Origin of the sequence: Bradyrhizobium diazoefficiens USDA 110 (genome assembly GCF_000011365.1) — a bacterium.
In the GTDB taxonomy this organism is placed as follows: Bacteria; Pseudomonadota; Alphaproteobacteria; order Rhizobiales; family Xanthobacteraceae; genus Bradyrhizobium; species Bradyrhizobium diazoefficiens.
Window position 1 is genome coordinate 118509 of sequence record NC_004463.1, and the last position, 25278, is coordinate 143786.

26 protein-coding genes, 1 tRNA gene and 1 pseudogene are annotated in these 25278 nt (G+C 66.0%); 13 read left to right on the top strand and 15 right to left on the bottom strand.

Going from position 1 to position 25278, the window contains the following annotated elements; translation table 11 throughout:
- Positions 1 to 4: 4 nt before the first annotated feature.
- Positions 5 to 889 carry a LysR family transcriptional regulator gene (locus BJA_RS00600; protein ID WP_011082953.1) on the bottom strand — a complete coding sequence of 295 codons (885 nt, stop codon included), beginning with the start codon at positions 887 to 889 and terminating at the stop codon, positions 5 to 7.
- A 103-nt stretch (positions 890 to 992) separates the two neighbouring features.
- Here BJA_RS00600 and BJA_RS00605 point away from each other — a divergent pair, with 103 nt between their 5' ends.
- Genes BJA_RS00605 through BJA_RS00615 form a run of 3 tightly spaced genes read left to right on the top strand, consistent with a single transcriptional unit; the run spans position 993 to position 2498 of the window.
- Positions 993 to 1421: a DoxX family protein gene (locus tag BJA_RS00605; RefSeq protein WP_028175129.1), complete on the top strand. Its 429-nt coding sequence runs from the start codon at positions 993 to 995 to the stop codon at positions 1419 to 1421.
- 20 nt (positions 1422 to 1441) lie between these two features.
- On the top strand, positions 1442 to 1900 hold the full coding sequence (locus tag BJA_RS00610) for a DsrE family protein (protein ID WP_028175130.1): 459 nt from the start codon (positions 1442 to 1444) through the stop codon (positions 1898 to 1900).
- Entirely contained in the window at positions 1893 to 2498 is a 606-nt protein-coding gene (locus BJA_RS00615; protein ID WP_011082956.1) for a TlpA disulfide reductase family protein, read from the top strand. Before BJA_RS00610 ends, BJA_RS00615 begins: the two co-directional genes overlap by 8 nt.
- 5 nt (positions 2499 to 2503) lie before the next feature.
- Here the strand turns inward: BJA_RS00615 and BJA_RS00620 are convergent, their stop codons facing one another.
- Together BJA_RS00620 and BJA_RS00625 are read right to left on the bottom strand one after the other, a co-directional pair.
- Positions 2504 to 3643: an amidohydrolase/deacetylase family metallohydrolase gene (locus BJA_RS00620; RefSeq protein WP_011082957.1), complete on the bottom strand. Its 1140-nt coding sequence runs from the start codon at positions 3641 to 3643 to the stop codon at positions 2504 to 2506.
- A gap of 129 nt (positions 3644 to 3772) precedes the next feature.
- A tRNA-Arg gene (locus BJA_RS00625) sits at positions 3773 to 3849 on the bottom strand.
- Positions 3850 to 4009: 160 nt separating this feature from the next.
- Here BJA_RS00625 and BJA_RS00630 point away from each other — a divergent pair.
- On the top strand, positions 4010 to 4363 hold the full coding sequence (locus tag BJA_RS00630; RefSeq protein WP_038966633.1) for a VOC family protein: 354 nt from the start codon (positions 4010 to 4012) through the stop codon (positions 4361 to 4363).
- Positions 4364 to 4487: 124 nt separating this feature from the next.
- A complete protein-coding gene (locus tag BJA_RS00635; RefSeq protein ID WP_011082959.1) occupies positions 4488 to 4781 on the top strand; it encodes a GYD domain-containing protein in 294 nt (97 codons plus the stop codon).
- Positions 4782 to 4838: 57 nt separating this feature from the next.
- Here the strand turns inward: BJA_RS00635 and BJA_RS00640 are convergent, their stop codons facing one another.
- The 5 genes from BJA_RS00640 to BJA_RS00660 form a co-directional block, all read right to left on the bottom strand.
- Positions 4839 to 5795 carry a tripartite tricarboxylate transporter substrate-binding protein gene (locus BJA_RS00640; RefSeq protein WP_011082960.1) on the bottom strand — a complete coding sequence of 319 codons (957 nt, stop codon included), beginning with the start codon at positions 5793 to 5795 and terminating at the stop codon, positions 4839 to 4841.
- Between the two features lie 46 nt (positions 5796 to 5841).
- On the bottom strand, positions 5842 to 6213 hold the full coding sequence (locus BJA_RS00645; protein WP_011082961.1) for a cupin domain-containing protein: 372 nt from the start codon (positions 6211 to 6213) through the stop codon (positions 5842 to 5844).
- Between the two features lie 28 nt (positions 6214 to 6241).
- Positions 6242 to 6880, bottom strand: coding sequence for an RraA family protein (locus BJA_RS00650; protein ID WP_028175134.1), 639 nt, complete (start codon positions 6878 to 6880; stop codon positions 6242 to 6244).
- 26 nt (positions 6881 to 6906) lie between these two features.
- Positions 6907 to 8424, bottom strand: a complete 1518-nt coding sequence (locus tag BJA_RS00655) for an AMP-binding protein (protein WP_011082963.1) — start codon at positions 8422 to 8424, stop codon at positions 6907 to 6909.
- A 96-nt stretch (positions 8425 to 8520) separates the two neighbouring features.
- Positions 8521 to 9549: an alpha/beta hydrolase gene (locus BJA_RS00660; RefSeq protein WP_028175136.1), complete on the bottom strand. Its 1029-nt coding sequence runs from the start codon at positions 9547 to 9549 to the stop codon at positions 8521 to 8523.
- A gap of 208 nt (positions 9550 to 9757) precedes the next feature.
- Here BJA_RS00660 and BJA_RS00665 point away from each other — a divergent pair, with 208 nt between their 5' ends.
- Positions 9758 to 10378, top strand: coding sequence for a hypothetical protein (locus BJA_RS00665; RefSeq protein ID WP_038966637.1), 621 nt, complete (start codon positions 9758 to 9760; stop codon positions 10376 to 10378).
- Between the two features lie 112 nt (positions 10379 to 10490).
- Here the strand turns inward: BJA_RS00665 and BJA_RS00670 are convergent, their stop codons facing one another.
- Both BJA_RS00670 and BJA_RS00675 read right to left on the bottom strand, forming a co-directional pair.
- Positions 10491 to 10703: a hypothetical protein gene (locus BJA_RS00670; protein ID WP_028175138.1), complete on the bottom strand. Its 213-nt coding sequence runs from the start codon at positions 10701 to 10703 to the stop codon at positions 10491 to 10493.
- Between the two features lie 36 nt (positions 10704 to 10739).
- The gene (locus BJA_RS00675) at positions 10740 to 11741 is read right to left on the bottom strand and encodes a 2-dehydropantoate 2-reductase (RefSeq protein WP_011082966.1); all 1002 of its coding nucleotides are present in this window, start codon (positions 11739 to 11741) and stop codon (positions 10740 to 10742) included.
- A gap of 186 nt (positions 11742 to 11927) precedes the next feature.
- On the opposite strand from BJA_RS00675, the gene BJA_RS00680 reads away from it, so the two are divergent.
- Positions 11928 to 12521: a YidB family protein gene (locus tag BJA_RS00680; protein ID WP_028175139.1), complete on the top strand. Its 594-nt coding sequence runs from the start codon at positions 11928 to 11930 to the stop codon at positions 12519 to 12521.
- A 41-nt stretch (positions 12522 to 12562) separates the two neighbouring features.
- Positions 12563 to 12835, top strand: a complete 273-nt coding sequence (locus BJA_RS00685; protein ID WP_161532573.1) for a GlsB/YeaQ/YmgE family stress response membrane protein — start codon at positions 12563 to 12565, stop codon at positions 12833 to 12835.
- Positions 12836 to 12930: 95 nt separating this feature from the next.
- Here BJA_RS00685 and BJA_RS00690 read toward each other — a convergent pair whose 3' ends face one another.
- Positions 12931 to 13716, bottom strand: a complete 786-nt coding sequence (locus BJA_RS00690) for an SDR family NAD(P)-dependent oxidoreductase (protein WP_011082969.1) — start codon at positions 13714 to 13716, stop codon at positions 12931 to 12933.
- A 260-nt stretch (positions 13717 to 13976) separates the two neighbouring features.
- On the opposite strand from BJA_RS00690, the gene BJA_RS00695 reads away from it, so the two are divergent.
- Genes BJA_RS00695 through BJA_RS00705 form a run of 3 tightly spaced genes read left to right on the top strand, consistent with a single transcriptional unit; the run spans position 13977 to position 17048 of the window.
- The gene (locus tag BJA_RS00695) at positions 13977 to 15041 is read left to right on the top strand and encodes an acyl-CoA dehydrogenase family protein (protein ID WP_011082970.1); all 1065 of its coding nucleotides are present in this window, start codon (positions 13977 to 13979) and stop codon (positions 15039 to 15041) included.
- A gap of 16 nt (positions 15042 to 15057) precedes the next feature.
- Complete coding sequence (locus tag BJA_RS00700; RefSeq protein ID WP_011082971.1) at positions 15058 to 16218, top strand: acyl-CoA dehydrogenase family protein; 1161 nt, start codon at positions 15058 to 15060, stop codon at positions 16216 to 16218.
- A 17-nt stretch (positions 16219 to 16235) separates the two neighbouring features.
- A complete protein-coding gene (locus BJA_RS00705) occupies positions 16236 to 17048 on the top strand; it encodes an enoyl-CoA hydratase/isomerase family protein (RefSeq protein ID WP_011082972.1) in 813 nt (270 codons plus the stop codon).
- 160 nt (positions 17049 to 17208) lie between these two features.
- On the opposite strand, the gene BJA_RS00710 is transcribed toward BJA_RS00705, so the two are convergent.
- The 4 genes from BJA_RS00710 to BJA_RS00725 all read right to left on the bottom strand — a co-directional run bounded on the left by BJA_RS00710 (position 17209) and on the right by BJA_RS00725 (position 22466).
- Positions 17209 to 19323 carry an acetate--CoA ligase family protein gene (locus BJA_RS00710; RefSeq protein WP_011082973.1) on the bottom strand — a complete coding sequence of 705 codons (2115 nt, stop codon included), beginning with the start codon at positions 19321 to 19323 and terminating at the stop codon, positions 17209 to 17211.
- A gap of 239 nt (positions 19324 to 19562) precedes the next feature.
- On the bottom strand, positions 19563 to 20312 hold the full coding sequence (locus BJA_RS00715; RefSeq protein ID WP_038966641.1) for a hypothetical protein: 750 nt from the start codon (positions 20310 to 20312) through the stop codon (positions 19563 to 19565).
- Positions 20313 to 20314: 2 nt separating this feature from the next.
- Entirely contained in the window at positions 20315 to 21106 is a 792-nt protein-coding gene (locus BJA_RS00720; protein WP_011082975.1) for an enoyl-CoA hydratase, read from the bottom strand.
- Between the two features lie 154 nt (positions 21107 to 21260).
- Positions 21261 to 22466, bottom strand: a complete 1206-nt coding sequence (locus BJA_RS00725; RefSeq protein ID WP_011082976.1) for an ABC transporter substrate-binding protein — start codon at positions 22464 to 22466, stop codon at positions 21261 to 21263.
- Positions 22467 to 22812: 346 nt separating this feature from the next.
- On the opposite strand from BJA_RS00725, the gene BJA_RS00730 reads away from it, so the two are divergent.
- Together BJA_RS00730 and BJA_RS00735 are read left to right on the top strand one after the other, a co-directional pair.
- Entirely contained in the window at positions 22813 to 23613 is an 801-nt protein-coding gene (locus BJA_RS00730; RefSeq protein ID WP_370161381.1) for a thermonuclease family protein, read from the top strand.
- A gap of 133 nt (positions 23614 to 23746) precedes the next feature.
- Positions 23747 to 25139: pseudogene (locus BJA_RS00735) on the top strand (M48 family metalloprotease).
- The last annotated feature ends 139 nt before the right edge of the window (positions 25140 to 25278 follow it).

A 25278-nucleotide genomic window follows, 5' to 3' on the forward strand; every position in this document is an offset into this window, starting at 1 on the left:
CTGGTTACCTCATCCGCTTGTCGGCCGCGATGAAGTCGATGAAGGTCCTCACCTTCGCGGAGAGGTATTTGCGGCTCGGATAGACCGCGAACAGGCGCCCTTCGAAGATGATGTCGTCGGGCAGCATATGCACGAGCCGGCCGGCGGCGATGTCGTCCGCGACCAGCCATTTCGGCAGGAAGGCGAAGCCCATGCCTTCCAGCGCGGCCATGTGGAGCAGGGTCTCGTTGCCGCTGCGCAGGACCGGGTTGAGCTTGATGGTCTCGACCGTGCCGTTCCTGTTCAGGGAGAAGCTCTCTCCCGGATAAAGCGCATAGTGCAACAGCGCCTGGCCGGCGAGATCGGCGAACTTCGTCGGGCGTCCGGCGCGTTTGAGGAACGCAGGGGCCGCAACCAACAAGAAGGGGACCTTGGTGATGGGACGCGCGATCAGCGCCTCGTCCGGCGTGCCGGTCGCGCGCAAGGCGAGATCGAATCCCTCCTCGACCAGATTGACCAGCCGCCCGCTGAGATCGACGTCGAGGCACACCTCCGGATAACGAGCCTGGTAATCCGCCAGCACGCCCGCGAAGATCGCATTCGCCATCCACACCGGCGCGGTCAGCCGCAGCGTACCGCGCGGAACGACGGTCGCCTTGCTGACGGCGGCCTCGACCTCGTCGAGCGAATCCAGCATCTGCCGCGCCTGCTCGAAATAGAGCGCGCCGCTCTCGCTCAGGCTGACGCGCCGGCTGGTGCGGTTGAGTAGCCGCGTGCCCAGCCGCTTCTCGAGCTGCATCACGTGCTTGCTCGCCATGGCGGGCGAAATGCGCAGGCGCTGCGCCGCGGTCGCAAAGCTCTTCAGCTCCGCGACCAGGCAAAACACCCTCATGCTGACCAGCGAGTCCATGAAATCATCAACATCCAGGAAAGGAATCAATCATGGAACGCATAATGATCAAATGAGGCGAAACCATCAAATGGTGGCGACCCACAGACCCTGGAGACCCACCATGACCGCCACCACCTTCGAAACCGCCACCCCGGGCCGCGCCCTTCGCATCGGCCTCTGGGCCGCACAGGGCCTGATCTTCTTCGTCTTCGCCTCGGCCGGGCTGGTCAAGCTGCTCACGCCTATCCCTCAGCTGGCCGCGATGATGCCCTGGGCCGGGCAGTATTCCGAAACCTTCGTCCGAATCATCGGACTGATCGACCTTGCCGGCGGGATCGGCATCCTGCTTCCGGCCCTGACGCGGATCCTGCCGCGGCTGACGGTGTTGGCCGCGCTCGGCTGCACCGTGTTGCAGGTGTTCGCGCTCGTCTTCCACCTCTCGCGTGGCGAGACTGATGTCACGCCGCTCAATGTCGTCCTGCTCGCGCTCAGCCTGTTCGTGCTGTGGGGACGCGGCCGCAAGGCGCCGATTACGCCGCGTCAGCTCTGACCGGCAGGAACGCCGCCGCCATGATCTCAGCCAATGGATGGTCCCGGAGGGGTCTGCTCGCAGGCACCGCGATCCTCACCGCGGGCGGCGCCGCCGCCAGGGAGGACCGTCTCGCCGACGGCGTCGTGATCCTGATCGACAGCAACGAGCCCTATGTCATGGGACATGCGATCAGCTACTCGGCTAATCTCGCAAAGCACTTTGCCGACAAGGGCGCGCGATTGCTGATCGAGGTCGTCGCCAACGGCAAGGGCATCGACGTCTTCCGGGCGGACAAGACTCCGCTGGTCGAGCCGCTCGCGACGCTGCGGCAGTCGCTGCCCAATCTCACCTACAGCATGTGCGCGTCGTCGAAGGCGATCGCCGAAGCCAAGGAGCAGGTCTCGATTCCGTTGATATCGGGCGCGAGCCTTGTGCCGTTCGGGATCGGCCGCGTCGTCGATCTGCAATTGAAGGGCTGGGCCTATATCCATGCGTGAGAAGCCTCGTGCGCCCGGCACGACACTGTCCAGGCGAGCGCTGCTGATGGCCGCGCCGGCGGCCCTTGTCCCTCCGCGCGCAAGCCGCGCGCAGGGCGGTGATCCCGCCTGGCCGCCGGTGTTGGAGGCCGGCCGCAGCCAGTTTACCGTCGTGCGGCCTCGCGCAACGATGCCGCAGCTCAGGCTTCAGGACCTGCACGGAAAAGACGTTGTGCTGACGGCGCGGCCGGGCCGGATCACGCTCGTCAACTTCTGGGCGACGTGGTGCGCGGCCTGCCGGCTCGACCTGCCTGTGCTCGCAAGCCTCGTGGGATCGCGGCCGGATCGGCTCGACGTTGTCGCGATCTGCACCGATACGAAGGACCTGCGCAAGATCCGCGCGTTCCTCGGCGGTCTCGCCGTGCAGAACCTCGCCTGCTACGTCGATGCGTATGACACGACGGCGGAAGCCTCAGCCTCGGCCTTCACGCTCGTCGGCATGCCCGTGACCTATCTGGTCGGCGCGAGCAACCACGTCGAGGGTTACATCACCGGCGCACCCGACTGGCTCTCGCCGGCAGGCGCGCGGTTGCTGCAATTCTATCGCGAGCAAGCCTGATCCGCTCAATTCGGATGCCACCAGCGGCCACCGATGACCACGCCCTCCGAAACGATCTTGCGATCGCCGATCAGGTGCTCGCCGACGACGTCCTCATAGTCGAACTGGCCCTGCCTGACCGAAATCAGCGTGGCGTCGCCGACGCAGCCCGGCTTGAGGCTGCCGAGCTCGGGGCGGCGCAGCGCCATCGCCGCGTTCACCGTCGAAGCGGCGACCACATCGGACAGCTCCATGCCCATGCACAGGAACTTCGACATGGTCGTGACCTGGTCGAAGGCCGGGCCATCGATGCAGAGCTGATGGATGTCGGAGGAGATCGTGTCCGGATAGAAGCCGTTGGCGAGCATCGCGCGCGCGGTCTTGAAGGCAAACGAGCCCTTGCCGTGGCCGATGTCGAACAGCACGCCGCGCTCGCGCGCATCCAGCACCGCCTTCTTCACCGTGCCCTGCGCCGTCGCCGGCGTGTTGGGGAAAGGGCGGAACGCATGGGTCAGCACGTCGCCGGGCCGCAGGCGCGCCAGCACGTCCTCATAGCTCGGCGGCGGATGATCGATATGCGCCATCAGGGGCATGCCGACCTCGTTCGCGACCTCGAGCGCGATGTCGAGCGGCACGGCCCCCGACGTGCCCGAGGAGTGCAAGCCCACGCGCACCTTGATGCCGACGATGAGATCGCGGTTGGCATCCGCCACCTTGGCCGCCTCGATCGGATTCATCAGCCGCAACTCCTCGCTCTCACCCACCATGATCCGGTGCGAGAAGCCGAAGATGCCGGCATGCGAGACGTGCAGGTAAGCGAGAATGCGGACCTGGCTCGGCTCGATCACATGCTTGCGGAAGCCCGCGAAATTGCCGGGCCCCGCGCTGCCGGTGTCCACCGCCGTGGTGACGCCGGAGAGGCGGCAGAATTCCTCGGCATCGATGCCGAGCGAGGTGCCGCCCCAATAGACATGGGTGTGGAGATCGATCAGCCCCGGCGTCACGATGTAGCGTGACACGTCGCGCACCTCCGTGCCCGGATCCGCCTTGAGCCCGCTGCCCACCGCAGCGACCTTGCCGCCGGCAAAGCCGACATCGGTCACGGCGTCGAGCTTCTGGGACGGGTCGACCACACGGCCGCCGCGCAGGATCAAGTCGAAAGGCATTGTCGTCTCCGGATGGGCAGTGAGGCGTGGCTAGCAGGTCAGCCGGGCCAGCAAGGAAGGAAGCCGTTCGCTTCTAGCAATTTTTGCGCCGATGGACCCGCCAAATAGCGGCCAATGCCCATGACAAAATGGCGATCCCGGGATGACTCGAACATCCGACCTACGGTTTAGGAAACCGCCGCTCTATCCGGCTGAGCTACGGGACCGCGGAACCCGCGGGAGGCGGGTTTCGACCCCTCTTAGCAGAGCAGGATTGGGATCGCCAGTCGCCAGACGGGGTCAGCGATGCGCTGCGCCGATGGTCGTCAAACTGCGTTAGGGGTGTACCATGGTCCCAGCCCAAAACCGGGTCCAGGAGCCGGCACCATGATCGAGGGCATCAGTGCCATCACACTCGGCACCCATGACATGGCGCGCGCCGTGCACTTCTACCGTTCGCTCGGGTTCGAACTCCTGTATGGCGGCGAAGCCGCTGCATTCACCAGCTTTCGCGCCGGGACCGGCTATCTCAACCTGACCGCACAACCGGACGACAAGCACTGGTCCTGGTGGGGGCGCGTCATCTTCTACGTCGCCGATGTCGACGGGACCTACGAGCGCGCCCGCGCAGCCGGTTGGCAGCCATCGAGCACGCCTCGCGATGCGGAATGGGGTGAGCGCTACTTCCATCTCACCGACCCCGACGGCCACGAGCTCAGTTTCGCGCGTCCGTTGTCCTGACCGAATAAGTCACACCCGCTGACGTTCCCAACGCGCAAGTAGCGCTCTCTCAGCCGCCGTGGCAAGCTCGGCGCGGTTGCCTCAAGCGAGAATTGTATCTGGGTTCTAACGAGGGAGGACGACCATGGTAACCTATGTCGTGCTGGGAAACTTCACTGATCAGGGAGTCCGCAACGTCAAGGACTCGCCGAAGCGGGCCGACGCCTTCAAGGAGATGGCCAAGACGTTCGGAGTGACCGTGAAAGAGATCGTCTGGACGCAGGGACGATATGACGTTGTAACCGTTCTCGAGGCTCCAGATGAGGCTGCCGCGATGTCGCTTAGCCTTAGTCTCAGCGCACTCGGCAATGTCCGCACCGAAACGCTGCGCGCGTTTTCGGCGGCAGATATGACAAAGATCGTCGGCAAGATGCTCTGACGCTCAAGCCCGCGCGAGCGCACTGGACCCGGGATGGCAATCCCGGGAATAGGCCTTTCATGCCCTGATATTGTTCTCGCGCACCACCTTGCCCCAATAGGCGACCTGCTTGTCGAAGAAGGTCTTGAAGGCGGCGCCGTCCTCGAGCAGCAGCGTCATGTGCTGGGTCTCCTTGAGCTGGGCTGCGGTCGCGGGTTCGCTCAGGATCTCCCTGGACGCCGCCGCCATGGCGGCGACGATCTCAGGCGGCGTGCCCGCGGGCGCGAAGATGCCCCACCAGGCCAGCGTCTCGAAGTCCGGAAAGCCCGCCTCGATCGCGGTCTGCGTATCGGGCAGCGCCGGCAGCCGCTCGCGGCCGAGCTGCAGGATCGGACGCAGCATGTTGGAGCCGAGCTGGGCTGCGACCAGCGCCGCCGATCCCGCGATCAGATCGACATGGCCGCCGAGCACGTCGTTCATCGCGGGGCCGCCGCCGCGATAGGGCACGTGCACGATCTCGACCCCGGCCTTGTTGCCGAGCACGGTCATGGCGAGATGGCCGAGCGTGCCGATGCCGACGGAGGCGTATTTCACCGCACCGGGCGTCGCCTTGCAGGCCGCGACCACGTCGGCAAAACTCTTGTAGGGACGGCCGGCGCCGGCGGCGATCACGTAAGGCGCGGTGCCGACGAGCAGCACCGGCATCAGCTCGCGCTCGACGTCGACCGGCGGCTTGTCGAGGATGGACGGGATCACCGCGTGGGAATCGAAGGTGACCAGGAACGTCGTGCCGTCCGCCGGGCTCTTGGCGACCTGCGCGGCGCCGAGCGCGCCCGCGGCGCCCGACTTGTTCTCGACCACGACGATGCGGCCAAGCTTGGTTTGCAGATTGCTCTGGAGCAGCCGCGCCATCGCATCGGTCGAGCCACCCGGCGGAAACGGCACGACCAGAGTGATCTTGCCGGCCTGCGCCGCCGCGGGCGCCATCGCCAGGATTGCGGGCGCTGCCAGCAGCGCCCGTCGTGTGATCGTCATGGTCCCCTCCCTTGTGTTTCCGCGCCCGGCTTTTGCTCTTTGGCGCTTAGGTCGTCCCGAAACCCGACCCGGGTTTTCTGTATTCTGGCCGCGGTGGACTGAAGATGTCCAGCACGCGGGCGCCCTCGGGGCCGGCGCGCATGGTGTGCGGCACATTGCCCGGCGTGCGCCAGAAGTCGCCCTTCTTCACGGGGATCTCCTCATCGCCCTGGACGCGGATGGCGGAGCCGTCGAGCAGCACGCCCCATTGCTCCTCGGGATGGTGGTGCAGCGTACCATGCGCGTGCGGCGCCAGCGTCACCACCGACAGCATCGCCTGCTCGCCGGAGAAGATGCGCGTGGTCACCCCCGCCGCAAGCTCGCGGAACAGCCCGTCGCTGGCGTCGTCGAGATTGTGGAACTCTTCCTTCTGGCTCACGCCATCCTCCCCTTCGTTCTCGCGTCGATCAGGACTTGCCGTAGGAGCCCTGATAGCGGCCCTCGCGGATCGCCTTCAGTGTCTCCTCCTCGCGCGCGACCTGGGCGCGCACGGCTTCCAGCAACGCGGCCGCACCAGCCGCGGGAAACGACACCACGCCGTCCTCGTCGCCGACGACGATGTCGCCGGGCGAGATCACGCTGCCGCCGACCGTAACAGGCACATTGATCTCGCCGGGGCCGTTCTTGTAGGGGCCGCGATGGATCACCGCGCGGGCATAGCAGGGGAAGTCATCAGCCGCGAACGCCGCGACATCGCGGATCGCGCCGTCGATGACGTAGCCTTCGGCTTTGCGCCACTGCGCGATGTTCTTCATGATCTCGCCGACCAGCGCGCGGGTCTCGTCGCCGCCGCCATCGACCACGATGACGTCGCCGGGACCGACCAGATCGAGCGCGCGGTGGATGGCGAGATTGTCGCCGGGCCGGGTGCGCACCGTGAAGGCCGTGCCCACCAGCTTGCCGCCGCGATGATAGGGCTTCAGCCCCACCGCGCCCGGCAAGCGGGCGAGGTTGTCTGAAATGACGGAGGTCGGTGCACCTCGAAAGCCCTCGATGATGTCGGCCGGCGGCTTCGGCACGCTGTTGGCTACGATCGTGATGGTCATGTCAAAGAGTCCTTTCGTGAATTTTCTTATTCGGCGTGCGCCCGCGCCTTCGCCGGCCAGATCCGGAAGGCACGCCCCTCCTTCATCCACGCCGCACGCTCGTCGCGCAACAGCGTGCGGCGCACTTTTCCGGAATCATCGCGCGGCGGGGCGCTGACGATCTCGAAACTCTCGGGGTGCTTGTAGCGGCTGAGCCTGTCCTTCAAGAACTCCGCCATGCCGTCGGCGATAACCTGGCCGTCCGCATCCAGCTCCGGCTCGATGATGGCATGCACGCGCTGGCCCAATTCCGGATCAGGCAATCCCACCACCACGCAGGAGCGCACGACGGGGCAGGCGGAGACGGCGGCCTCGACTTCGGCCGGATAGATGTTGGCGCCGCCGCGCAGCACCATGTCGGCGAGGCGGTCGCCGAGATAGAGATAGCCTTCCGCATCCAGCCTGCCGATATCGCCGAGCGATTCCCAGCCGTCGGCGCGCCGCTTCGGCTCGGCGCCGAGATAGTGATAGGTGGCGTCCTTGCCGTCATTGTTGAGGAAATAGATCTCGCCGGTCTCGCCCGGCGCGACGTCGTTGCCGTCCTCGCCGATGATGCACAGGCGCGCCATCTCGCCGATCTTGCCGACCGAGCCCTTGTGGGTCAGCCATTCCGTGCCTGATATGATGCAGGAGCCTTGCCGCTCGGTGCCGCCATAGAGCTCCCAGACCCGCTCGGGCCCGAGCCAGGCGATCCAGTTCTCCTTCAGCCAGGGCGGCATCGGAGCCGCCATGTGAAACACGGTCTGAAGGCTCGAGACATCGTAGGCGTTGCGCACGTTCTCAGGCAGCGCCCAGATCCGGTGCATCATGGTCGGCACGAAATTGACCCACTGCACGCGCTCGCGTTCGATCAGCCGCAGCGTCTCCTCGGCGTCGAACTTGACGAGGCCGGTGAGCTGGCCGCCGGCGAACAGCGCGGTGTGCGACACGATGAACGGCGCATTGTGGTAGAGCGGGCCGGGATTGAGCAGCGAGACCCCGAAGGGGATGTTGAGCGCCGGCGCGGCGACGGTGTCGGTCACCGCCGGGTGATGATCGAGGATCACTTTCGGGCGGCCGGTAGAGCCGCCTGAGGTCATGGCCTTCCAGTAGCGCGCCACCGGCGGCGTCAGCGGCTCGTCCGAAAATCCTTCCGGCACGAAATCCGCAGGCAGACGGTTCGGCGCGTTCCAATCGGCCTCGCCGCCGACCACCAGCGCAGGCTTGAGGATGTCGAGCACCGCGGCGGCTTCGCCGCGCGGCAACCGCCATGACAGCGAGGTCGGTGTCGCCCCGCACTTCCAAATCGCAAACGAGGTCTCGAAGAATGCATTACCGTTGGGAAGACCGATCGCGACGAAATCGCCGGGCTTGACGCCCTTGGCCGCAAATGCCCGCGCGCGCCGGTTGGCGCCGCGCTCGAGCTCGTCCCATGTCAGCGTATCCTGCCCGTGGCGGACGGCGATCGTGCCTTGGGGTTTGCGCTCAGCGTACCAGCGCGGCACGTCGGACAGGGGCAGCAGCATCAGGCGTTTCCACTTCGTCTTCTTGGCGGCGCCTCGGGGTGAGATGCTCGCGGTGCGAAGTGTAACAGCCGGAGCCGGAGCTTCAAGGCAGCGGCGTCAGCGCTCGGCGCCGCAGCCCGGAATATCGAACAGGGCCGCGAGCCCGCATTTCGAGGTCAGCATCTTGTCGCCGTCATGACCGACGCCGGGAACGTCCCAGACCCGGTGGTTTGGCGTACCGTGATCGCGCTTGGCCATCGCGTCCACGTAAGCGTGGCCGCGGGCGTAACGATAAGGCCCCTGCGCCTCCGCCATGCAGCTCTTGTCCAGCGCGGAATGCTTCGGGTTGGTGTCGAGCGTGCCAAGCAGATAGATCACCTCGCGCTCGACATAGCGCTGCTCGAGCGCCGCCGGCGTCGCGTCGGCGAGATAGGGCGGCCGGTCGCCCATGCCGTATTTCCAGTTGTTGTAGCCCGGACAGGACGCGGCAATTGCGGGCACCGGCCGGTCGGCGCTGAAATAGGCATAGGACGAGGGGTTGGCGACGACATAGCGGACGTCGATGTGCTGGCGCGACAGCGCCGTCTCGCCCTTGCCGGCGATGGCATAGCGTTGCACGACCTGTCCGCCGCCGGAATGGCCGGCAACCACGACCTGCTTCAGGTTCGGGAAGACGCGCCGGTCGGCGAGTCTTGCGAGGATCGCATCGAGCGCCTCGAACGAGGAGACCGGATTGGGCGCAAGCGCGGCATCGCCGCCCTCCCATCCCTCCAGCGACCAGCGCAGCGTGTCCTCCGTCAGCTTGTGCGCTTCGATATCGATCTCGGCGAGAAACTGCGGCACGATCATCAGTGCGGCCTTGCCGTCGTCGCCCGCCGCGGCCTGCGCGTTGTTGGCCGATATGTAATATTCGTCGGCGTTGCGCAGGCGTCCGTGCAGCACGATGACGGCGCGCGAGATCGCGGGCTGCGGCATCGACCAGTCGCGGGAGAGGTAGAGCCGCAGCGTTCCCCGGCCGCCGACCGAGAGCCGTGCATCGCCGATCGCCTTCACCGGCTTGCGGTTGGGCGCATCTTCGTCCGCTGCAAAGGCATGGCCGCAGATCAGCACCAGGACGAGTGCGGCAAGACAGGCCAGCGCTCTCATGACGAACATTCCCCTTCGCCTCCGAATGGATAGAACTCTAAGCGCATGACGTGCCGTACGGCTGTGACTCCCGCGCCACGTCAAGCAAAAAATGTCAGCATTGCAGTCATGAAATTCCCGAGTTCCATGGGTGACAAGCCGGCGATAAAGAGGCAAAAATTGGCCCGACTCAGTTCGGGTTGAGTTTTGCAAGGAATGCTCTCGTAGAATGTGGTCCGTGTTTGCATCGCGTCGTGCGGCGCTTCTCGTTGCTGCAGCAGGATTTTTTCTGCTGACGCACGCGCATGCCCAGGCGCAATGGTGGAAGCGCGCGCCTGTCGACTTCGAGGAATGCGCTGATGCCGCCGAGAAGGCCACGACCAAGGCGGAGAAAACGTCGGCGCTTGCGGATTGCAACGCCAAGTTCGCCGGACGCCGCAAGCCGGGCGGCGGCTACTCCTATTACGACTTCCTCCAGGACCGCACCTTCGATATCGCAGGTCCCAACCCGACGCCGGAAGAGCAGAAGAAGATCGACGAAGCCTACACCGCCTATCTCGCCAATCAGCGCCGCAGCAATGAAGCGGCCCAGGCCACCGCGCGTCAGCAGCGCGAGCAGCAGGAACAACAGGTGCAGCAGCTCCAGCAGGTCGCGCTGCGGACCGACGTCGAGCGCGTGCCCGTCCCGGTCGAACGGCCGAAGGTGCAGCAGGCCGTGGGCCCGAGACCGAAGGGCGCACCCTGCACCAAGGGCTCGTTCTCCTGCGAATGGCCGCGGCTGTCGGAAAGCCTGAACGATCTGAAGAAGCTGTTCAGCCCGACGCCGAGCAAGCCGGCGAAGAAGGGGTGAGCTTCTCGCACTGACCGTAGGGTGGGCCAAGGCGCGCGCTTCGCGCCCCGTGCCCACCATTCCGGCAAGAAGGAAGATGGTGGGCACGCTTCGCTTTGCCCACCCTACATCCTCAGTTCGGCTGCTTCTTCTTGCTGCGCTTCGGTTTGACCACCGGCGCATCCGCCGGCGCTGTCGCCGGTGAACTGCCCAACTGCGACCTGCTCTCCTGCAATCGCCTGTCATAACCGGGAGAGTTCATGACCGTCGGCGGCCGGGCTTCCGCAAACGTGGACGCGCCGCAGAGCACGGCCAGTGCGAATCCGATCATCAAGAAACGCCTCATCGTTACTCCTCCGGTCGCGCGGCATGCACTCAGGCGCTACCCGCGAATCTGCTGCGGCGTCAGCCCGGGAGGGCCGTTGCCGGCGACTTCAGCTTCCTTGATCAGCGCAACAATGCGGCGCATCAGCGGCACATTGACATTGCTCTGCTCGGCAAGCGCGATGACCGCGCCCTGGAGATAGTCGATCTCGGTCTTGCGGCCCTGCTTCAGGTCCTGCCACATCGAAGAGCGCGCCTCGGGATCGATCTTCATGGTCCGCCCCAGGATCGCGTTGAAGATCATGTCGGGCAATCTCAGCAATGTCGGCGTCCAGTTCAGCGGGATCGGCGTCGCGGAGACCGGATTGATGCCGGCGGCCTTCATCGCAGCCAACCCCTCTGCCATCTGTTCGGCGAACAGTTTTCGCCAGTTGCGGCTTGCCAGTTGCGCGGCGAGCGGCATGTCCGACAATGCGCTGAGCGCGTTGTTCAGGTTGATGATCAGCTTGCCCCATTGCACGCCGGTGATGTCGCGGCTCGCGCGCATCGACAGACCGGGCACCGAGAGCGCCGCGGCCGTGTTCTCGGCGTCCTCTCCGACATGGATGTCGCCGGAAGTCGAGCGGTGGAAGCGCCCCTCGCCCATCGCGATCACGTTGAACGGCACCATGCCGGCGAGCACGCGCCGGCCGCCGAGGCGCTCGCGCAGCACCGCGACATTGCCGACGCCGTTCTGAAGCGAGACGATGACAGCGTCCTGCGGCGCGTGCTGCGCGATCTGGTCCGCGACATCGGCGGTGTCGGCGCTCTTCACGGTCACCAGCACGATGCCGGCACTATGGAAGATCGCGGGATCCTCCGACAGCGCGAGCTGGCCGGCCCCGAGCTTCTTCTCGGAGCCGTCGAAATCGGTCAGCCGCAGGCCGAACCGCTCGATCTCGGTCTTCACCCGCGGCCGCACCAGCAGCGCGACGCGACGGCCGGCAGCCGCCAGCATGCCGCCGACGAAACAGCCGATGGCGCCCGCGCCGGCCACCACGATCGGTCGATCCGCAACCACCTGACCTCAACTCCCTGAATGACCGGCCTTCGATAGCAGAGCCGGGGGTCTCGCGGCTACGGCGCATCCGCCTTGTAACGGTCATGAGAGCCCCATATGTTTTCGCCCCGGGGGGCTTGTCAGCGGCGAGCGCTCGCCGAACGGGAACAGCAAACTCGCCGAACGAGAACGCCAAAGGAGAGCACCATGGGTCTACTCGACGTCCTCAACGGCATGCAGAACGGCCCGCACGGATCGCGCACGGGCGAGCAACCATCCTCCGGCGGCATGTCGCCGATGACCATGGCGCTGCTCGGCCTGCTCGCCTGGAAGGCATTCAAGCATCTGACGGCGGGCCAGCCGGGCGACGCGCCTGCCCCGCAGCAGCGCTCACCGCTGCCGCCTCCGACGCCTGTCAATACGGGCGACGCCACGCTTCCCGGAGGGAGCGGCGGCGGTCTCGGCGATCTGCTCAAAGGCGGCCTCGGCGGTCTGCTCGCGGGCGGCGCGGCCGGCACCGTGCTGAGCGGCGGGCTCGGCGATCTCCTCAATCAGCTCCAGCAGGGCGGCCACGGTGAGACCGCGAATTCCTGGGTCGGCAAGGGCCAGAACAAGCCGATCGCGCCCGGCGATCTCGCCAGCGCACTCGGCGCGGACCAGATCGAGAGCCTGTCCGCCCAGAGCGGCCTGTCGCGCGAGGAGCTGCTCTCCGGCCTCAGCCAATATCTGCCGCAGGTGATCGACCACCTGACGCCGGATGGACGGCTGCCGACCGAGAACGAACTCTCGGGCAGAATTTAGTCAAGATTGATCTGCGCGTTCTCGGGAAGGGGAGCATTGTCATGAGCATGGGCGGCCTGTTGTGGATCATCGTCGTCGGCTTCATCGCCGGTCTCATCGCGCGCTGGCTCGCGCCGGGGCCGAACAATCCGAGCGGCTTCATCCTCACCACCATCCTCGGCATCGCCGGTGCGTTTCTGGCGACGTTCGTCGGCCAGGCGATCGGGCACTACGGCGCGGACCAGGGCGCCGGCTTCATCATGGCCACGATCGGCGCGGTGGTGGTGCTGTTCATCTGGCACCGGCTGGTGGCGAGCGGCGTGATCAAGGGGTAGCCACCGTCATTCCGGGGCGCGCAACGCGCGAACCCGGAATCTCGAGATTCCGGGTTCGATGCTAACGCATCGCCCCGGAATGACGTCGTGTAGAGTCACGCAATCAAATGCATGCCAGCGTCCATGCGCACGACCTCGCCGGTCATGTTGCTGGAGGCCGGCATCGCCAGGAAGCAGACGAGCTGCGCGATGTCGTCGGCGGTTGACGCGACCTTCAGCGGCACCTTCGCCACCACGCTGTCGCGCACCTGCTTTGCGCCGGCCTCGCCGCGGCCCTTGGTGAACCAGGGCGTGTCGATATAGCCGGGGCATACCGTGTTGACGCGGATCAGCGGCGCCAGCGCCCGCGACAGCGACAGCGTCATCGTGTTCAGCGCGCCCTTGCTCGCGGCATAGGCGATCGACGAGCCGACGCCGCTGATGCCGGCGACCGACGACACATTGACGACCGCCGACGGCCGCCCCGACGCCTTCGCGCCGGCTTCCAGCAGGCTGCGCGCCGCGCGCACCATCTGGAACGGGCCGATGGTGTTGACGCCGTAAAGGCGCTGGAAATCTTCCGCCGACAATCCGTCGAGATCGGCATGGGCGACATGCTTGGTGGTGCCGGCATTGTTGACGAGCACGTCGAGCCGGCCCCAGCCGCTGGCTGCCGCAACGATCTTGCGGCAATCCTCATCCTTGGAAACGTCGCCCTGGGCGACCAGGACTTCCGCAGCGCCCGCGTTGCGGCAGAGCTCTGCCGTGGCCTCGGCTTCCTTCTGGCTCGACGAATAGTTGATGACGAGCCGCGCCCCGCTCCGTGCGAGAATTTCCGCGGTCGCTGCGCCAAGTCCGGATGCGGACCCCGTCACGATTGCGCATAAGCTGTCTTTGGCCATCCGGATTTCCTTCCCCTGTATCTGATGCAAGCCTTGGGTCGCTGGCCCTGTTTAGCGAGTTTGCCGCACCCTGCAAATCGAGCAAACTCCGCTAAGCGGAATTAGTCCAGATCGGTTCTCGCGCCCATGCCGGTGCCGCAGATGGGCTTGCGATCAACGCTTGTCAGGGCCATGGCTTTTTCAGATCATCGGGCGCAAGAAGAGACCGCGCGCCGGCTTGACTTGGCGGGACGCGCCAATGGCAAAGCACGGGGAACGCTGTGGCGGAGAGTGACAATATCGTCGTCGAGACCGCGGAGAAGATCTTCGCCGATCTCGCCGACCCGCAGACCATCAACAACGACAAGAAGGATTCCTGGCAGGCGCCGCTATGGCAGGCGCTGAGCGAGGCCGGACTGCCGCTGTCCTGGGTGCCGGACGATCTCGGCGGCTCCGGCGCAAGCCTTGCCGACGGCTTTGCGCTGCTCAACGCCGCCGGCCGCTTCGCGGTCGCGGTGCCCCTCGCCGAGACCATGCTGGCGGGCTGGCTGCTCGCGCAGGCCAGGATCGCCTCGCCCGAAGGCGAGATGACGGTCGCCCCGGCGTCGCCGAAGGATCGCATCACGCTCGATGCCGACGGCGCGCTCTCCGGCCGCGCCCGCGGCGTGCCCTTTGCCAAGGCCGCGAAACATTTTGCCGTGCTGGCGCATGGCAAGGACGGCGTCTCGATCGCGCTGGTCGATGCCAGCAAGGGCCGGATCGAATCCGGCCTCAATGTCGGCTATGACCACAGCGACACCGTCACGCTCGACAAGGCCCAGCCAATCACGATCAAGCCGGCGCCGAAGGGCTTTGACCAGACCGCCCTGATGCTGATGGGCGGCGTCGCGCGCAGCCTTCAGATCGCGGGCGCGCTGGAAGCGATGCTCGACATCTCCGTGCGCTACTCCAACGAGCGCGTCGCCTTCGAGAAGAAGATCTCGAAATTCCAGGCCGTGCAGCACAATCTCGCGCGGCTTGCCGGCGAATCCGCCGCAGCGCTCGCGGCCGCAACGTCCGCGGCCGATGCCATTGCAAACGCAACGTCGTTCAACGACGAGGTCTACCTGGAGGCCGCCTCGGCAAAGATCCGTTGCGCGGAAGCCGCCGAAAAAGGCGGCGCCATCGCGCACCAGGTCCATGGCGCGATCGGCTTCACCATGGAGCACATCCTGCACCGCTATTCGCTGCGGGCGCTGGCCTGGCGCGACGATTTCGGTTCGGAAAGCCACTGGGCCGTCGAGCTCGGCAAGCTGGTCGCAAGGCGCGGCGCCGACGAACTGTGGCCGCTCGTAGCTTCGCGTTGATCGGGAGACGAAACACATGACCGCTGCCCTCCGTTTCGATCCGATCCGCCTGCCCGAGAAGTGCGAGCAATTGCGCAAGGAAGTGCGCGCGTTCCTCGCCGAGGAGATCGCCGCCGGCACTTTCGATCCGCACAAGCCCAACCGCGAAGACACCGACGCGCCGGAATTTTCCCGCCGGGTCGGCGCCAAGGGCTGGCTGGGCATGACCTGGCCGAAGAAATATGGCGGCCAGGAGCGCTCGTTCCTCGAACGCTACGTGGTGACCGAGGAGATGCGCGTGGCGAATGCGCCGACGCGACGCTTCTTCGTCGCCGACCGCCAGAGCGGGCCGGTGCTGCTGAAATACGCCCCTGAACACATCAAGATGGAGATCCTGCCACGCATCTGCCGCGGCGAGATCTGCTTTGCGATCGGCATGAGCGAGCCGAATTCCGGCTCGGACCTGTTCGCGGCGAAGACCCGCGCGACCAAGACCGACGGCGGCTATCTCATCAACGGCACCAAGATCTGGACCTCGTCGGCGCATATCGCCGACTACATGATCGCGATCTTCCGGACGTCGCCGCCGACCAAGGAGAACCGCCGTCACGGCCTGACGCAGTTTTTGGTCAAGATGAAGCAGCCGGGCATCGAGGTGAACCCGATCGGCCAGATCACCGGCCAGTACGAGTTCAACGAGGTCGTCTTCACCGACTTCTTCGTCCCTGACGATCACGTGCTCGGCGAGGTCGACGGCGCCTGGAAGCAGGCGACGAGCGAGCTTGCCTACGAACGTTCGGGCCCCGAGCGCTTCCTCGAGACCTATTACGTGCTGACCGAGCTGGTCCGCGCGGTCGGTCCCAATCCGGACACGCGCAGCGCCGAAGGCATCGGCCGGCTGGTGGCACAGCTTCACACCATGCGGCGCATGTCGGTCTCCGTCGCCGGCATGCTGCAAGCCGGCAAGGAGCCGGTGGTGGAAGCCTCCATCGTCAAGGACATCGGCACGGTCTGGGAGCAGCAGCTTCCGCATCGCGTGCGCGATCTCGCCGCTTTCGTCGAGGAGACCGCGACCAACCGCGAGACGCTGGAGCGGCAGCTCGACTTCGCCATCAAGACCGCACCGAAACTCACCATCCAGGGCGGCACCACCGAGGTGCTCCGCGGCATCATCGCGCGCGGACTTGGCTTGCGCTAATTCAATCGAGGACCATCATGAGCACCTATACAGATATCGGCGTCGAGAAGGTCGGGCACGTCGGCACCATCGAGATCCGCCGTCCGCCGCTGAACTTCTTCGACATCTCGCTGATCAACCAGATCGCGGACGCGCTCGACGAGTTCGACCGCGACATCGAGATCCGCGCCTCGGTGCTCTCGGCCCAGGGCAAGGCGTTCTGCGCCGGCGCCAATTTCGGCGACCCCGCGCGACAAGCCCAGGAAGCGCGCGCGGCCGAGAAGAAGGGCGACCCGGCCGACAACCTCGGCCCGATCAGCCATCTCTACATCCAGGCCGTGCGCATCTTCCGCGCTAAGAAGCCGATCGTCGCCGCCGTGCAGGGCGCGGCGATCGGCGGCGGCCTGGGCCTCGCGGTGTCCGCGGACTTCCGCGTCACCTGCCCCGAAGCACGCTTCTCCGCGAACTTTACAAAACTCGGCTTCCACCCCGGCTTCGGCCTGACCGTGACGCTGCCGGAGCTGATCGGCAAGAACAACGCCGAGCTGATGTTCTACACCAGCCGCCGCGTCACCGGCGAAGAAGCGGTCAAATGGGGCCTCGCCAACGAGCTGGTGCCGCAGGACCAGGTGAAGTCGGCCGCGATGAAGCTCGCCGGCGAGATCGCCGAGTGCTCACCGCTCGGCCTGCTCTCGACGCGCGCGACGATGCGCGCCAGCCTCGCCGACCGCGTCATGGCCGCCACCAACCACGAGCTCGCCGAGCAGACCCGCCTGCGCGCGACGGAAGATTTCAAGGAGGGTGTGAAGGCGACGGAAGAACGGCGCGCGGCGAATTTCAGGGGGCGGTGACCTCTTCTTCCTTCTCCCCTTGTGGGAGAAGGTGGCGCGAAGCGCCGGATGAGGGGTATCTCTCCGCAAATGCCTCTCTCGCAGATGTGCGCGCGGAGAGAACCCCTCACCCGTCTCGCCGCTCCGCGGCGAGCCACCCTCTCCCACAAGGGGAGAGGGTTTAGCCGCGCCCCACCACCAGCGCGTCCACGATGGTCACGCCCTGCCCTTCGGCGTGCACCAGCACCGGGTTGAGCTCGATCTCCGCGATGTCCCTCGCATGCCGCGCGGCGAGCACGGAGACGTCCGCGATCAATTGCGATAGCGCCACGACATCCGCCTTCGCTGCTCCGCGAAAACCGTTCAGCAATGGCGCCGCCTTCAAACCCTTGAGCATCGCCCCCGCCTCCTCCGCACTCACAGGCGCCGGACGATAGGCGACGTCACGGAACAGCTCGGTGGTGATCCCACCGAGACCCACCATCACCATCGGACCAAAGGTCTTGTCCGTCATCGTGCCGACGATGATCTCGACACCCTGCTTCGCCATCGGACCGACCAGCACGCCCTGGATCACAGCCTCCGGCCGGTGCTTGCGCGCATTGCCCAGCAGCGCCTCGAACGCCAGAAACACCTCGCCCTTGGCGACGATGTTGACGCGCACGCCGCCGATCTCGCTCTTGTGCGCGATGTCGGGCGACTGGATCTTCATCACCAGCGGGAAGCCGATGCGGGCGACCGCTTCATCGAGCCCGGCCTTGTCCTTCACCAGCACTTCGTCCGGCAGCGCGATGCCGGCGGCGCGCAGCAACGCCTTGCTGTCGGCCTCTGACAGAACCGGCGAGGTCAGATGCGCGGAGAGATCGCGCGACGGCAACCGCGCCTCGTCCGCGGGCTTCGGTAGCTCGAAACGGGCGTAATCCACGAGTTGCCGCATCGCGACGCCGGCATGGGACAGGCCGGAGAGCACGACGACGCCGGATTTGGCAAGCTCGCGCCGTGCGAAGTCGGACGGCACCGTGTAGGAATAGAACAGCACCGGCTTGTGCTGCGCCGCCAGCACCGGCGTCAGCTCCTCCTCCCTGAAGGGCTTGCGCATCTCGCTCGACAGCGACAGCACGACCAGGATCGCGTCGACCTCGTCCGAGGCCGTGAGCAGATCGACGCTCTTCTGAAGACCGCCCGACGTGACGCCCTGCGCGGTGACGTCGATCGGATTGCGCGCGGTGCCGTAGGACGGCATCAGCGTCTTGATCTCCGCCTGGACCGGTTCGGACAATTCCGGCACCTGCAAACCCCGCAGCGCCACCGCATCCGCGCCCCAGATGCCGGCGCCGCCGGAGACGGTGACGACCGCAACGCGATCGCCCTTCGGCAACGGGTTGCTCGCCAGCACGGCGGCAATCGTCAGCGCCTCGTCGAGATCGTTGGAGACGATGAAGCCGTATTTCGCGAACACCGCATCATACGCTGCCGACCAGCCGGCCATGCTCGCGGTATGCGAGGCCGCGGCGCGCTGGCCTGCGCCGGAGCGGCCGACTTTCGTCACGATGACGGGCTTCTTCACCTCCGCGGCGCGCCGCGCCGCCGCGAGAAACTTGCCAACGTCGCGGATGCCTTCGATGAACAGCAGGATCACGTCGGTCGAGGAATCCTGCACCAGGTAATCGAGGAATTCGCCGGCGCCGAGATCGGATTCGTTGCCGGCGCTGACGACGTAGCTCACGGCGACACCGAGCGCCCGGGCGCGGTGATAATAGGCAAAGCCGATGCCACCGCTCTGCGCGACGATGCCGATTCGTCTTTGCGTGGCGACGAGCGGCACCACACCCGGCTTGACGTCCACGGCCGGGCTGAACGTCGCCGCCACGCGCTGCATCTGGCTGAAAAAGCCCTCCGCGTTGGGGCCGGAGATCCGCATGCCCGTGCGCTTGGCCAGCGCCGCGATCGCATCCTGCATCGCCGCACTGTCGCCGCCCTCCTCCGCAAAGCCGGAGGAGATGATGACGGCGTTCCTGACGCCGGCGACGGCGCATTGCTCGAGCGCAGGCAGCACGGCACGGGCGGGAATGATGACGACGGCGAGATCGATCGGCGCACCGATCTCCGCGATCGACTTGTAGCAGGCGAGCCCGTCGATCTCGGCGTAGTTCGGGTTCACCGGATAGATCTTTCCGGGATACTCGTTCTTGCGCAGCATCGCGAGCAGCCGCCCGGGAATCTTCTCATGATCGCGCGAGGCGCCGATCAGCGCGATGCTGGCGGGCGAAAAGAAGCTGTCGAGCGGATGCGGCATTGGGAGGCGAGTCCTTTTTCGTGGAGCCGTGCACTCTCTCAAACCGTCATCCCCGCGCAACGGCGAAGCCGATGTCGCTGGAGGCGCGAGATCAGCGGCGCAACTGCGCCGCTGGGCGAGCCTCGAAGGATGAGCGGCCCGGCCGGTGGCCGTTCATCCTTCGAGGCTCCCTGCACGGCGCTGCGCACCGTACAGCTCGCACCTCAGGATGACGGTTTGAGAGCTACGAAGGCGAGAGCTCACGCATTGAGCCGGAACGTCACTCCACCCAGCAGGAACTCGTTGCCAGCCACCGCGAGGCCTTTCGCCCTGGCCGCATGCAGCACGCCCGCGACATCAGCCACCCGGAACTCCAGCGCGCTCATGATCTCGCTAGGCCCCTTCACGAAACGAAAAGTTGCGTTGGGCAGCCTCAGCTCGGCATCGCTTGGCGCGACCCCGATGATCCCGCCCCAGTGCTCCGCCAGCCCCGCTGGATCCGGGCTCTGCATCTCCACCGCTGTCAGCGCCTGCGTCACATCCTTGCGGATGAATTTCTGCCAGTCCGGTCCCGCCGGCGGATACGGCCCCAGAATGTCGTCGCTGCCTTTGGTGTGGTTGAACTCGATGAAGGCCGCGCGGCAGTCGCGCGGATGGAGCTGCACGCCGTGATACGGCGCGTGGTCGATCACGTTCGCCGTACGCACGCCGAGCGCGTTGGCGTTGCGGCCGCGCTCGTCCGGATCGTTGCAGCAGAAGATCGCCATGTAGCCGCCGCGGCCGCCGGTCTTCTCGATGAAGCGGCCGGCGGTGGTGCCGTCCTTGAAGGGTGCGACCACCTCCAGCAGGATCGTGTCGACCGGGAGCAACGCGTTCTCCAGGCCGTATTTTGCGACATTGCCGTCGCGGTAGCAGACGGCGAGGCCCATGATGTCCGCGATGTCGGAGATCACGGGCGCGAGCTGCGGCGCGACCAGGCAGATCTGTCGCAAGCGCACATAGGGCGCCATGATCATGCGCCCTTGAAGGTCGGCTTGCGCTTCTCGACGAAGGCCTTTGCGGCCTCCTTGTGGTCCTCGGTGTCGCCGCAGCGGGTGTGATGGATCGCCTCGCCGTCGAAGCAGTCTTCCAGCGCCAGATGCTCGGCATTGTTGATGTTGCGCTTGATGAAGCCGAGCGCGATCGAGGGGCCCTGCGCCAGCGACAGCGCGAGCTCGTGGGCGGCAGTGTCGATCTCGGCGTCGGGCACGACCTTCGTCACCATGCCGATGGCCTGCGCCTCCTTCGCGGTGAGCACCGGCGACATCAGATAGAGCTCGCGCGCCCGCGCGCTGCCGAGCAGCTGGGTCAGGAAATAGGTGCCGCCGTAATCGCCGGAGAAGCCGACCTTGGCGAAGGCGGTGGTGATCTTACAGGATTCAGAGGCGATGCGCAGATCGCAGGACAGCGCCATCGAGAGGCCGGCACCGGCCGCGGCGCCGTCGAGCTGCGCCACCACGGGTTTCGGCATCTGGTGCAGGATGCGCGAGACCTCCATGCCGCGGCGCAGATTCGCAAGCTTCTGCTCGAACGGCAGCGGCGCGCGGCCCTCCGCCATCGACTTGACGTCACCGCCGACACAGAACGAGCCGCCGGCGCCCTTGAACAGCACCGCGCGCACCTCCGGATCGTCAGCCGCGCGCCGCGCCGCCTCGACCAGCCCGCGCACCATGTCCGGGTTGAGCGCGTTCTTCCGTTCGGGGCGATTCATCGTGATGGTGAGCAGCCCGCCTTCGAGCTTTTGCAGGACCATGTCGTTGCTCATGGGACGTCTCCCTCTTGTTGTTTGTTGTTTCGTCATTCCGGGGCGCGCCGACCGTTAGATTGTCGTTCCGGGGCTCGCGAAGCGAGAACCCGGAACCTCGAGATCCCGGGTTCGCTTCGCGCCCCGGGATGACGTCATGACTTACGTCACGCCGTCACTTCTTCACCAGCGGGCAGCGCGACTGCTCCAGCGACTGGAACGCTTCGCTGCCGGGCACGGTGGCGAGCAGCTTGTAGTCGTCCCAGCGGCCCTTGGATTCCGACGGCTTCTTCACCTCGAACAGGTACATGTCGTGGATCATGCGGCCGTCCTCGCGGATCTTGCCACCCTTGGCGAAGAAATCGTTGATCGGCGTCTCCTTCATCACCTTGATCACCGCAGCCGCATCCGTCGTGCCCGCCGCCTTCACGGCTTTCAGGTAATGCGTCACGGAGGAGTAGACGCCGGCCTGCGCCGAGGTCGGCGGCCGCTTCATGCGCTCGGTGAAGCGCTTCGAGAATGCGCGCGTGTCGTCGTTGAGGTCCCAGTAGAAGGCTTCCGCCAGCAGCAGGCCTTGCGCGGTCTCCAGTCCGATCGAATCGATATCGGTCACGAAGGCCAATAGCGGCGAGACCTTCTGGCCGCCCTTGGTGATGCCGAACTCGGCCGCCTGCTTGATGGCATTGACGGTGTCGCCGCCGGCATTGGCAAGGCCGATCACCTTGGCCTTGGAAGCCTGCGCCTGGAGCAGGAAGGATGAGAAGTCCGACGTGTTGAGCGGATGGCGCACGCCGCCGAGCACCTTGCCGCCGGTCTTGGTGACGACGGCGCTGGTGTCCTTCTCCAGATCCTGGCCGAAGGCGTAGTCGGCGGTGAGGAAGAACCAGGTGTCGAGGCCCGACTTCACGGCCGCAAGCCCGGTCACGTTGGCCTGGCCGTAGGTGTCGAACACGTAGTGCACGGTGTAGGGACCGCAGGCCTCGTTGGTGAGACGGATCGAGCCCGGGCCGTTGAACATGATGATCTTGTTGCGCGCCTTCGCGATCTCGCCCGCCGCAAGCGCGGTCGCGGAGGCCGCGACGTCGTAGATCATCTCGACGCCCTGGTTGTCGAGCATGTCGCGGGCGATGTTGGCGGAGAGATCCGCCTTGTTGAGATGGTCGGCCGCCAACACCTGGATCTTGCGCCCCAGCACCTCGCCGCCAAAATCCTCAGCGGCCATCTTGGCCGCGGTCTCGCTGCCGGGACCGGTGATGTCGGCATAGAGGCTCGACATATCGAGGATGCCGCCGATCTTCAGGGGCGGCTTGTCCTCGGCCTGCACGGCACTCGCACTCAGGGCCAACGCGGCGGCAAAAATGCCCGGCAAAATTCTCGTCATCGAAAAAGACCTCCCTTATCGCGCCGTACTCTGATGGCGGCTTGGTTATTGCTCTTGGTTATCGCTATTGCCGCAATCATGCCGCATGCGCGAGAGGGCAGCAAGCGCGAGGGGCGTGCAGCTCGCGCGATCGTCACGCGTTTTCCGCAAAGCGGAATGGTGGAATGACGCAAGACGTTTCCGCACCGTCATTGCGAGCGCAGCGAAGCAATCAGACCGTCACCGCGGGGATAGTCCTGGATTGCTTCGCTGCGCTCGCAATGACGCATGTGAGGCAATGGCTGAGCGTCACACGGCCACTGGATCGGATCGAAGCACTTCGTCGTTGGCCTCGTTTGAGTTAAGAGTGGAGCGTAACGCAACCTTCCCGGGCAACGTGACGCGACTGCTTCACCTCATCGTCGTACTTCTTCTCGTCGCGGGTCGCACTGCGTTCGCGGCGCCGTGCCAGTTCGAGTCGCAGGGCGATGGCCGCGTCGCCGCGATCGTCGATGCGCGCAGCGTGCGCCTGGACGACGGCCGCGAGATCCGCCTCACCGGAATCGAGCCGACCGCGACGACGAAGCAGGCGCTGGCTTCGCTGCTCGTCGGCCGCGACGTGACGCTGCGGAGCGCCGACGACACGCCCGACCGCTATGGGCGCCAGGGTGGGTTGATCTTCATCGGCGACAGCGACACCCCGGTGCAGGCGATGCTGCTGGCCCAGGGCGACGCCATCGTCTCCGCCGAGATCGCCGACAAGGACTGCGCGGCCGCCCTGATGTCGTCCGAGGCCGAGGCGCGACGCCAAAAAAAGGGCAACTGGGCTGACCCGTCGGCCATAAAAAACGCGGAAAGTCCGGACGATATTTTGGCCGGGATCGGGCGTTTTGTGGTGGTCGAGGGCAAAGTCCTGTCGGTCCGGCAAGCTGGGGCAATGACCTACCTCAACTTCGGACGGAACTGGACACGCGGCTTTGCCGTGACTATTTCAAGGCGCGCATCACCGGCGTTCGAAACCGCCGGGATAGCCCTTAAGTCCCTGGAAAATCGACGTATTCGAGTCCGGGGCTGGGTTGAGGGGAATACGGGGCCGCGTATCGATGTGCGCCTCGTTGGACAGGTCGAGTTGCTGGGTGCAAACGAGCCGGCAGGGGTAAGGCCTTAAACGGGCCGGGCACGGGTTAAGCGACGTGAATGGGGTGCTAGAACAGCACTGGACGGGTGAAGGCCGCCGCCTTCGGGCTGCGCCGGCCGTGCTATGCCTTTTGCTGGGCACGGCGCTCGCCGGTTGCGGCGACATGAACCGGTTCCAGACCGCGGCGGCCCCGCCGACGGTCGCGATGCCCAAGCCGAAGCCAGCCGTCGCGCAGACCCCCGCCACCGAAAAGGAGCACGAGCGCATCCTGGCGAGCTATGGCGGCACCTATGACGACCCGAGGCTCGAATCGCTGGTCACCAAGACCGTCGACCGGCTCGTCGCCGCCTCCGACCGCCCCGACCAGGGCTACCGGATCACCATTCTGAATTCCGGCGCGGTCAACGCCTTCGCGCTGCCGAACGGCCAGCTCTATGTCACGCGCGGTCTTCTTGCGCTCGCGAGCGATACGTCGGAATTGTCCTCCGTGCTCAGCCACGAGATGGCGCATGTGCTGTCCAAGCACGCCGCGATGCGCGAGGACCAGGCGCGCCAGGCCGCGATCGTCACCCGTGTTGTCACCGACATGAGCAACGATCCCGATCTCACCGCGCTCGCGCTGGCCAAGACCAAGCTCACCATGGCGAGCTTTTCGCGCAACCAGGAGTTCGAGGCGGACGGCATCGGCGTCGGCATCTCCGCCAGGGCGCATTTCGATCCCTACGGTGCCGCGCGCTTCCTTTCCGCGATGGAGCGCAATGCCGAGCTCAAGGCCGGCAAGACCTCGCTCGATCCGCGCGCGCAGGACTTCACCTCGTCGCATCCGGCAACCCCGGAGCGTGTGCAGAACGCGCAGACCATCGCGCGGCAATACGTCGCTCCGGAAGGAGGCGAGCGCGACCGCGAGAGCTATCTCGCCGCGATCGACAACCTCGTCTATGGCGAAGACCCCGAGCGAGGGTTTTGTCCGCGGCCGGCGTTTCCTGCATCCGAAGCTCGGCTTCACCTTCCAGGCGCCGGACAATTTCACGCTCGACAACACCGCGCAGGCGGTGATCGGCGTGCGCGACGGCGGCTCGCAGGCGATGCGCTTCGACGTGGTGCGGGTGCCGGCCGAGCAGTCGCTCGGCGATTACCTCAATTCGGGCTGGATGGAAGGCGTCGAGAAGGCGTCCACGGAAGACATCACCATCAACGGCTTCCCGGCCGCGTCCGCCACCGCCAAGGGCGACCAGTGGCAGTTCAAGGTCTATGCGCTGCGTTTCGGCAGCGACGTCTACCGCTTCATCTTCGCGGCACGGCAGAAGTCGACCGAGAGCGAGCGCAATGCGCGCGAGACCGTCAACTCGTTCCGTCGCCTGACCCTCGACGAGATCCAGGCCGCCCGCCCGCTGCGCATCAAGGTGATCACCGTGCAGCCCGGCGACACCGTGGAATCGCTCTCCCACCGCATGGCCGGCGTCGATCACCCCGCCGAGCGCTTCCGCGTGCTCAACGGCCTCGATCGCAACGCGCAGGTGAAGGTGAGGGATCGCGTGAAGGTCGTGGCGGATTGACGCTGCGCGAAGCGCGCGTCATCCCGGGGCGCTTGGCGCGAACCCGGGATCTGGAGCCACGAAGACACTGCCGTAGGGTGGGCAAAGCGTAGCGTGCCCACCATTTCCGATCGAAATCGTTGAGAGAGGTGGGCACGGC

What these genes read in the sequence shown, in the direction of transcription:
- BJA_RS00605 (WP_028175129.1), top strand. Translation starts at nt 993, where the DNA reads ATGACCGCCACCACCTTCGAAACCGCCACCCCGGGCCGCGCCCTTCGC.
- BJA_RS00655 (WP_011082963.1), bottom strand. Translation starts at nt 8,424, where the DNA reads ATGCTGCTGCCCCTGTCCGACGTGCCGCGCTGGTACGCTGAGCGCAAA.
- BJA_RS00615 (WP_011082956.1), top strand. Translation starts at nt 1,893, where the DNA reads ATGCGTGAGAAGCCTCGTGCGCCCGGCACGACACTGTCCAGGCGAGCG.
- BJA_RS00720 (WP_011082975.1), bottom strand. Translation starts at nt 21,106, where the DNA reads ATGAGCAACGACATGGTCCTGCAAAAGCTCGAAGGCGGGCTGCTCACC.
- BJA_RS00620 (WP_011082957.1), bottom strand. Translation starts at nt 3,643, where the DNA reads ATGCCTTTCGACTTGATCCTGCGCGGCGGCCGTGTGGTCGACCCGTCC.
- BJA_RS00600 (WP_011082953.1), bottom strand. Translation starts at nt 889, where the DNA reads ATGGACTCGCTGGTCAGCATGAGGGTGTTTTGCCTGGTCGCGGAGCTG.
- BJA_RS00635 (WP_011082959.1), top strand. Translation starts at nt 4,488, where the DNA reads ATGGTAACCTATGTCGTGCTGGGAAACTTCACTGATCAGGGAGTCCGC.
- BJA_RS00670 (WP_028175138.1), bottom strand. Translation starts at nt 10,703, where the DNA reads ATGAGGCGTTTCTTGATGATCGGATTCGCACTGGCCGTGCTCTGCGGC.
- BJA_RS00610 (WP_028175130.1), top strand. Translation starts at nt 1,442, where the DNA reads ATGATCTCAGCCAATGGATGGTCCCGGAGGGGTCTGCTCGCAGGCACC.
- BJA_RS00640 (WP_011082960.1), bottom strand. Translation starts at nt 5,795, where the DNA reads ATGACGATCACACGACGGGCGCTGCTGGCAGCGCCCGCAATCCTGGCG.
- BJA_RS00680 (WP_028175139.1), top strand. Translation starts at nt 11,928, where the DNA reads ATGGGTCTACTCGACGTCCTCAACGGCATGCAGAACGGCCCGCACGGA.
- BJA_RS00710 (WP_011082973.1), bottom strand. Translation starts at nt 19,323, where the DNA reads ATGCCGCATCCGCTCGACAGCTTCTTTTCGCCCGCCAGCATCGCGCTG.
- BJA_RS00700 (WP_011082971.1), top strand. Translation starts at nt 15,058, where the DNA reads ATGACCGCTGCCCTCCGTTTCGATCCGATCCGCCTGCCCGAGAAGTGC.
- BJA_RS00705 (WP_011082972.1), top strand. Translation starts at nt 16,236, where the DNA reads ATGAGCACCTATACAGATATCGGCGTCGAGAAGGTCGGGCACGTCGGC.
- BJA_RS00665 (WP_038966637.1), top strand. Translation starts at nt 9,758, where the DNA reads ATGTGGTCCGTGTTTGCATCGCGTCGTGCGGCGCTTCTCGTTGCTGCA.
- BJA_RS00630 (WP_038966633.1), top strand. Translation starts at nt 4,010, where the DNA reads ATGATCGAGGGCATCAGTGCCATCACACTCGGCACCCATGACATGGCG.
- BJA_RS00660 (WP_028175136.1), bottom strand. Translation starts at nt 9,549, where the DNA reads ATGAGAGCGCTGGCCTGTCTTGCCGCACTCGTCCTGGTGCTGATCTGC.
- BJA_RS00690 (WP_011082969.1), bottom strand. Translation starts at nt 13,716, where the DNA reads ATGGCCAAAGACAGCTTATGCGCAATCGTGACGGGGTCCGCATCCGGA.
- BJA_RS00685 (WP_161532573.1), top strand. Translation starts at nt 12,563, where the DNA reads ATGAGCATGGGCGGCCTGTTGTGGATCATCGTCGTCGGCTTCATCGCC.
- BJA_RS00725 (WP_011082976.1), bottom strand. Translation starts at nt 22,466, where the DNA reads ATGACGAGAATTTTGCCGGGCATTTTTGCCGCCGCGTTGGCCCTGAGT.
- BJA_RS00715 (WP_038966641.1), bottom strand. Translation starts at nt 20,312, where the DNA reads ATGGCGCCCTATGTGCGCTTGCGACAGATCTGCCTGGTCGCGCCGCAG.
- BJA_RS00650 (WP_028175134.1), bottom strand. Translation starts at nt 6,880, where the DNA reads ATGACCATCACGATCGTAGCCAACAGCGTGCCGAAGCCGCCGGCCGAC.